Annotated in this window: 7 protein-coding genes; 2 read left to right on the plus strand and 5 right to left on the minus strand. The window is 67.6% G+C overall.

Annotated features, from left to right (window positions below; all coding sequences use genetic code 11):
* On the plus strand, nt 1-429 hold a 429-nt coding region (locus RIF68_RS23980; protein WP_309053369.1), incomplete at its 5' end, for a DNA cytosine methyltransferase.
* On the opposite strand, the gene RIF68_RS23985 is transcribed toward RIF68_RS23980, so the two are convergent.
* The 5 genes from RIF68_RS23985 to RIF68_RS24005 form a co-directional block, all read right to left on the minus strand.
* A complete protein-coding gene (locus RIF68_RS23985) occupies nt 355-822 on the minus strand; it encodes a very short patch repair endonuclease (RefSeq protein ID WP_107478472.1) in 468 nt (155 codons plus the stop codon). The genes RIF68_RS23980 and RIF68_RS23985 overlap by 75 nt on opposite strands.
* 44 nt (nt 823-866) lie before the next feature.
* On the minus strand, nt 867-2,684 hold the full coding sequence (locus tag RIF68_RS23990) for a DEAD/DEAH box helicase (RefSeq protein ID WP_107478471.1): 1,818 nt from the start codon (nt 2,682-2,684) through the stop codon (nt 867-869).
* Nucleotides 2,681-4,102: a hypothetical protein gene (locus RIF68_RS23995; RefSeq protein ID WP_309053370.1), complete on the minus strand. Its 1,422-nt coding sequence runs from the start codon at nt 4,100-4,102 to the stop codon at nt 2,681-2,683. The genes RIF68_RS23990 and RIF68_RS23995 overlap by 4 nt, the downstream gene beginning before the upstream one ends.
* A 17-nt stretch (nt 4,103-4,119) precedes the next feature.
* A complete protein-coding gene (locus RIF68_RS24000; RefSeq protein WP_107478470.1) occupies nt 4,120-4,830 on the minus strand; it encodes a hypothetical protein in 711 nt (236 codons plus the stop codon).
* 192 nt (nt 4,831-5,022) lie between these two features.
* On the minus strand, nt 5,023-5,625 hold the full coding sequence (locus tag RIF68_RS24005; protein ID WP_309053371.1) for a hypothetical protein: 603 nt from the start codon (nt 5,623-5,625) through the stop codon (nt 5,023-5,025).
* Nucleotides 5,626-5,784: 159 nt separating this feature from the next.
* Here RIF68_RS24005 and RIF68_RS24010 point away from each other — a divergent pair.
* On the plus strand, nt 5,785-6,065 hold a 281-nt coding region (locus tag RIF68_RS24010; protein WP_309053372.1), incomplete at its 3' end, for a hypothetical protein.

Consider the following 6,065-nt stretch of genomic DNA (forward strand, 5'->3'; position numbering starts at 1 on the left):
CCCACCCGCGCCAAGCGCGCATGGGCGGAACTCGGAGTCGACGGGATGGGTATCGCCAATGATCCGGACAGCTGCGACCCGGAACGCGACCTGTTCCGTCCCGCCGGGCCCATGCTTACTGTCGCCCAGGCGGCAGCCATCCAGGGTTTCCCTGAGGAGTGGAAGTTCCAGGGGCGGAAGACGGCCCGTTACCGTCAGGTGGGAAACGCCTTCCCGCCGCCCGTGGCCGAGGCCGTAGGACGCGCTATCGCCGCGGTCCTGCTGCCCCAGTACCGCGATGACCTCACCAGGGATTACGAGATGGAGCCAGCAGACGCAAGCCCCGTCGAGGACATTCCGCATCAGCTTGAGATCTCAGTCCCCACGGGTCACGCCGCCCTGGCGCCGAGCCAAGACCGTCAAGGCGATTTTGTCGGCACAGGCGCCTGATGGCTCGTGCTCCCAGAAGCGGAGCACCAGCCAGCCAGCCTCCCGCAGGCGTTCATCGGTATCCCGGTCCCTCTTGACATTGCGAACGACTTTTTCCGACCAGTAGCCGGAATTGGTCTTTGGGGGGACATAGTGTTCCGGGCAACCGTGCCAGTAGCAGCCGTCAATGAACACGGCGACCTTCGCCGAACGGAAGACCATGTCGGCCGTCCGGCGAAGGTCTGGGAGCGGGCGGGCGGCCACCCGGTACCGCAGCCCCGCGGCATGTACCAGCCGCCGGATCAGGATTTCCGGCTTGGTGTCACGGCTGCGGATCGCCTGCATGTTGCGGCGACGTGCTGCGGAGGAAGCCCAGGATCCTTCCGGGGCCTCCCATTCGGCTTCGGGGGACACACCGCAGAGGGTAGTCCCGCGCCGCCCCAAGCACGTAGCCAGTCCTAGCTGCCTCCCATGTGGCTCAGCAAGGCCTCGACATCGGTCGGCGCCAGGCCCGCTGCGACGGCCGGCTCCTCTTCGAGGTCGGCAAGCTGCTGCACGGTGGGATCGTCCAGGATGCGCCCCATGAACTCCAGCTTCCGCTCCAGGCTGGCCGCCACCACCTCATCGATCGAATTCCGCACCGCCAGGACCGTGACCCGGGTCTCCGTATCGGGGGCCAGGCCCAGACGGTGGATCCGGTCCAGGCTCTGCAGGAACCGGCCCGCCATGAAGTCACGGTCCACATAGACCGCGTCATGGCAGACATGGTGGAGACTGATCCCCTCGCCCAGGGTGGCGGGGTTCGAGATCAGCACCATGCACGCCGGGTCCTCCCGGAACCGTCGAAGCTGCTCCTCCCGGTCCGGGGTACCGCCGTAGACGACAGCCGGGCTGTACTTTTCCAGCATGCGCTCCAGCGTCGTCAGGCTCCTGACGAACGTCGTCCAGACCAGCGTCTTGCGGCCCCGGGCCGCGTTCTCCGCGATGATCGCCACGGCTTCCTGGTACTTCGGCGAAAGCTCGTAGTCAGGAAGGTTCTGCATGAGCGAGTAGAGCGAGCTGCCCTCGGGGATCTCCATCGGCGGCAACTGGTACGCGAGTGGTTCGTACCGGCTGCCTCCTTCGAGGAGCAGGGCAGGGCTCGTCGCCGCCATGAGGAGTCGCAGTGCCGTCCTCCCGAGGGAACTCAGATCCTCTCGCGCGGCACCGCTCCTCTCGCCTCCCACGATCGCCGTGTAGATCTCGTCGTGCAGAGGCGGCATGTCGACGTAGCGCAGACCCAACTGCACTGGAGGAAGACCGAGTTCATGCTTCGTGGTACGGGTGAACAGGGGCCGGAGAACGGTGCTGGCGTGCGCGAGGTCCCCTCCGGCCACCGCCTGCACCACGGTGCGCTGGCCGTGTCCCGGCCAGACGAAACCCAGGAGGTTCTCCAGGTCCCGGGAGCCGTTGGGGGCAGGCGTACCGGTCAGGATCAGCCGTCGCGTGGCAAGCGGCCCCAACGCCATGCAGGCCGCCCCGTACGTACCCCTCGCTCCCAGCTTCATGCGGTGCGCCTCATCCAGGATGATCATGGAGGGGGCCGTCTTCAGCCATCCAGCGAGCATGGACAGCGACCGGTCGAGACGCTCGTAGTTGACCACGAGCACCTCGGCCCACTGGTCCATCGAGCCGTCCAGGACGTTGATGCGCAGGGGATGGATCAGGCATTCCGCGGTCTCGTAACGCCACGACTCGTAAGCCGACTTGGGACAGACCACCAGAAGGCGGCTCACACGGCCGGCCGCCTTCTGCGCCGCATACACGGCGAGCGCGACGCGCGTCTTCCCCGCGCCGGGGACGCTGAAGTTGGCGCCGTGCTGCAGTGACAGGAGCTTCGCGATGTCCCGGCGTTGGAACTCGCTGAGTTCGCCCTTCCAGGTATCGCCGAGCAGCATGGGCACGTCGTCGGGGGTGACTTCGCCAGGCGTCTCCCGTCCCGCGAGACGTTCCTGCACGGTGTGGGCGTCCCGGACGACGCCGGACACCAGCTCGCGCAGGTCATCCGCCCACTCAACGCCAGCCGGGTCGGGCCAGGAACTGAGCGCTCCCAGGTCGGCGAGCAGCTCGTCCAGGGAGACGGAGGCGCTGTCGGGGCCCAGCTGGCCCCCGGTACGGAACCGGGCGGCCAGCTGGACAAGCTCCTGCTGAAAGGCGTCGGTCGTCCGCAAGACGACACGGGTCCGGGTCTCGTCGAACCCGAGACGCAGGGACTTCTCGTGGCCGGTGCCGGTCAACGCGACCCCTCCGACGAGACGGCGTCCAGCAGCCAGGAAACGCCTTCGCCGGGCTGCGGCAGCCCCCGGCCAGCCTGCTGGGCGAGCTTGAGCAGGCTGTCCCGCAGCTTGACCACGGCTTCGTCGAACTGCTCCTCGTCCAGACTGCGGGACGTACGCGCCTGCACCAGGTCACTCACACACTGGTCGATGCTGGCGCACGCGTCGGCCAGCCTGGCGGGAGCAAGCTGCTTGCGCTTGCGCAGCCGCGCGCTGCGTCCGGCTGCCTCGATCGCCTTGTCGAAGGCCTGCTGTGCGCGGTCACAGACTTCCTGCGCGGAGGACTTCTGCTCATCACCGAGGGCAGGCGCGTCAGTCCGCACCACGGCTGCGGCACGCAGGATCTCGTCGTTCATCGCGCGCGTCTCGGCCACGACGGAGGAGGCCGCGGGGACCTCGAGTCCAAGCCCGGGAACGGACACGGACTGCGGCTGAGCCGCGGTACCACTCGCCTTGGGCAGCTGGTCCCGGAACCCGCCCTTCAGGAAGTCCTCGTCGATGAGGCGTACGTCCGTCTTGGAGAAGTTGAGAAGAATGGCGGCCAGACGCAGCTCCTTGAGAACGTCCGCCTGGTCACGGTCCACGCTCTCCAGCTTCACGTACAGACGGTGCAGCTCCTTGAGGCGCTCCTGGGCGCCTTCCCAGTCCACCAGGCGCAGCCCGCTGCCGCCGCCGGTGCGGCTGCGCTCGTTGAGCTCACGGATCGTGCTCAGGATCCACCGCTCCTGGTGGTACGTGCGGGTCTGGATCCGGAAGTCCTTCGCGATCTGCTCCGGAGTACGCCCCAGCGATGCCTGCTCCTCCATGGCGAGGAGCCGGTTGATGTAGGAGTAGTCCCGCCGGTGGTCCTTACGGAGCTGCAGCGCGAGCTCCACGGCGTTGATGTCAGCCCAGGTGAACGACTCCGGCAGCACGCCGACCCGCATCGACTGCTCGCCGAGTTCGCGCAGCGCGGCGGCCCTGGTGTTGCCGTTGACGAGCACGCCGTGCCGGGTCACCAGCCCGGGGTCGTTCTGGCCGTACTCCTTGAGGCTGTCCCTGAGAGTGTCGAAGTCCTTGTCCCTCAGGTCCGGGTTCGCCGGCGAAGCCTGGAGCAGAAAGCGCAGGTAATCCTGGCTCTCCCCGCTCCACGGGTCCTTGTCCAGCGCCGCGTCCCGCTCGGGGTCGTGGCTGCGCTGGGCACGGATCCGGTGAGTGCTGGGGTTGTAGTAGAGGCTGCTGAGGGGCAGGTCGATCACCTCGACATGGAGCGGCTGGCCGTTCAGCTCGACCGAAACGGTCTCCCGCGTGCCGCCGGCCTCCCTGACCTCCTCGACCCGCTTGCTGATCAGCTCACCGAACTCATCTGCCCGCGGCGGGGCCGGAAGCTCGCGCATCATCGTGTGTCCGTCCTTCCTCAGTTGTCGGTGTCGTCAGGGTCAAGAGCGTCGGCCACGGCCTTACGGGACTCCTCCGGCAACGTCCGGTACAAGCCCCACAGGAACTCCAGCGAGCTGTAGGTGCGCTGGTCGGCCTTCACCCAGCCGCTGAGCACACTCCGCTCCAGGGGCGCGAGCGCCTCGATCCGGGCGAGCACCTCCGGCAGGTGCACGGTCCGGTCCACGTTGCCCCGCCCACACCGCTGGCACTCGGTGACCAGCTCGTGCGTGACCTCGCCGCCCGCCAGCGACACCTGGCGCCGGGCAACGTTGAGTACCGCCTGCGTGACGCCGTCCTCGTAAGCCTCGCCGGCCGCGATGCCACAGGTGCGACACATGTACCCGTCGCCCTGCATCACCCTCGCCCGCTGAGCGTTGGTGATACTCGCCTTGTGACTCGGGCTCTTCGCCTGGCCCGGCACCCACACGTCCTTGCCACGCGTGACGAAGCGCCGCTCCTGCGAAAGCAGCTCAGGGTCCTCGCGGGCGGTCGCGATCTCCCACCCGTAGTCCCGCAGCCCGCGCATGCGCCGGTCGATCTGAGCGACGTCCGGGAAGGCCTCACGCAGCTGGGCCACGGTGAAGATCTTCCCCTCCCCCACCACCTGGACCAGCCAGAGGGCGGCGCGCGCCATGCTCCCCAGCTTGTGGCCTCCGGCACTGGTCTCCTGCCAAGACGGCATCGTCATGACGGTCCCCTCCCAAGAAAACGCACACGATTCGGATGCCTGCCCCACGCAATACGAAATGACATGAGCGCGCCATAAAAGCATGACTCACGCCACCCCCCGCATCGCTGCGGCTGACTCCTAAAGCGTGGCACATCGAAATCGCTTTGAACCGCCTCGATGAAACTTGCGCACTAACTGGCAAGAGAAGAATCAAAAACCGCCAGGCGGCGGGGTGTTGCCCTCCGGCACAATGGCGAGGAACGTCGCCGCCTGGCGGCACGAAATTGGCCAGTTCGGCCACATACGCGGAGGTTTGTCGCCATGCCAGCGCGCAGCAGCAGTCGCCGCCCGTTCGCCTGGACTGAGAAGGCATTCGACGGGACTGTCCCGCCTGACCGGCGGAAACTCGCTGCGGCGCTGCAAGAAATCTGCCGCCACCTGAGCGTCACGGCCGTAGACGGAACCGTTCTCACTCATCCGACGCAGGCTCAGGCCGCCGAGTATCTGCACGTCAGCGATACGACGCTGACGCGGTACCTCCAGGGTCAGCGCATACCGCCAAGCCGGACGTTGTCCCTCATCTTCGACACCGCCTGCCGGGACGCGGGAGGCGGCCAGAACGTCGGCATCAAGTGGGAAGAGCTGCGGGAACTGCACGCAAGAGCCGAGCAGGAACGGTGCGGCAACTGCTCGCGCCACAGAGAAGCGGTCCGTGCCGCTGGACAGAAGCTGCGGGCTTTGCAGGAAGCCCATGGCCAGCTCGAACGGTCGATGGCGGAAAGAGAGCAGGAAATCGGGGAACTCCGCCAGCACGTCACCGCGCTCAAGCGGGAGACGCGACGGATCAGGGCCGCTCAGCCGACGCCGGTAGGTGAGGCCGGCCCGCAACAGTTTCAGGAGGCGGCAGGTGCCGCAACTCTGTTGCCGGTCCCCCGCCAGGAGGGGGACCGGCAACAGAGCACAAACGCAGCCGTGGCGGCGTCGCATGTCGGCCGCCGGGCCGAAGAGCTGCTCCGGGGCGGCCGGCCGGACAGCACGCTCGCACTCATCCGGCACACAGCTGAGGCCTACGCGCCCACCGAAGTGGCGTTGCTCGTAGCGCTGTTGCGGTCGCAGGAACAGGGCGACCTGGCCGACAACCTCGTGCACATCTACGCACGCGACCGGCACGACCACGACGTGGTACGGACGGCACTGCTACTGCACGAGCGGCAGGCCGTCGCCGACGCGGAGGCGCTGTTGCGCACGGCCGC

This window comes from Streptomyces sp. (assembly GCF_031178505.1).
Taxonomy (GTDB): domain Bacteria; phylum Actinomycetota; class Actinomycetes; order Streptomycetales; family Streptomycetaceae; genus Streptomyces; species Streptomyces gulbargensis.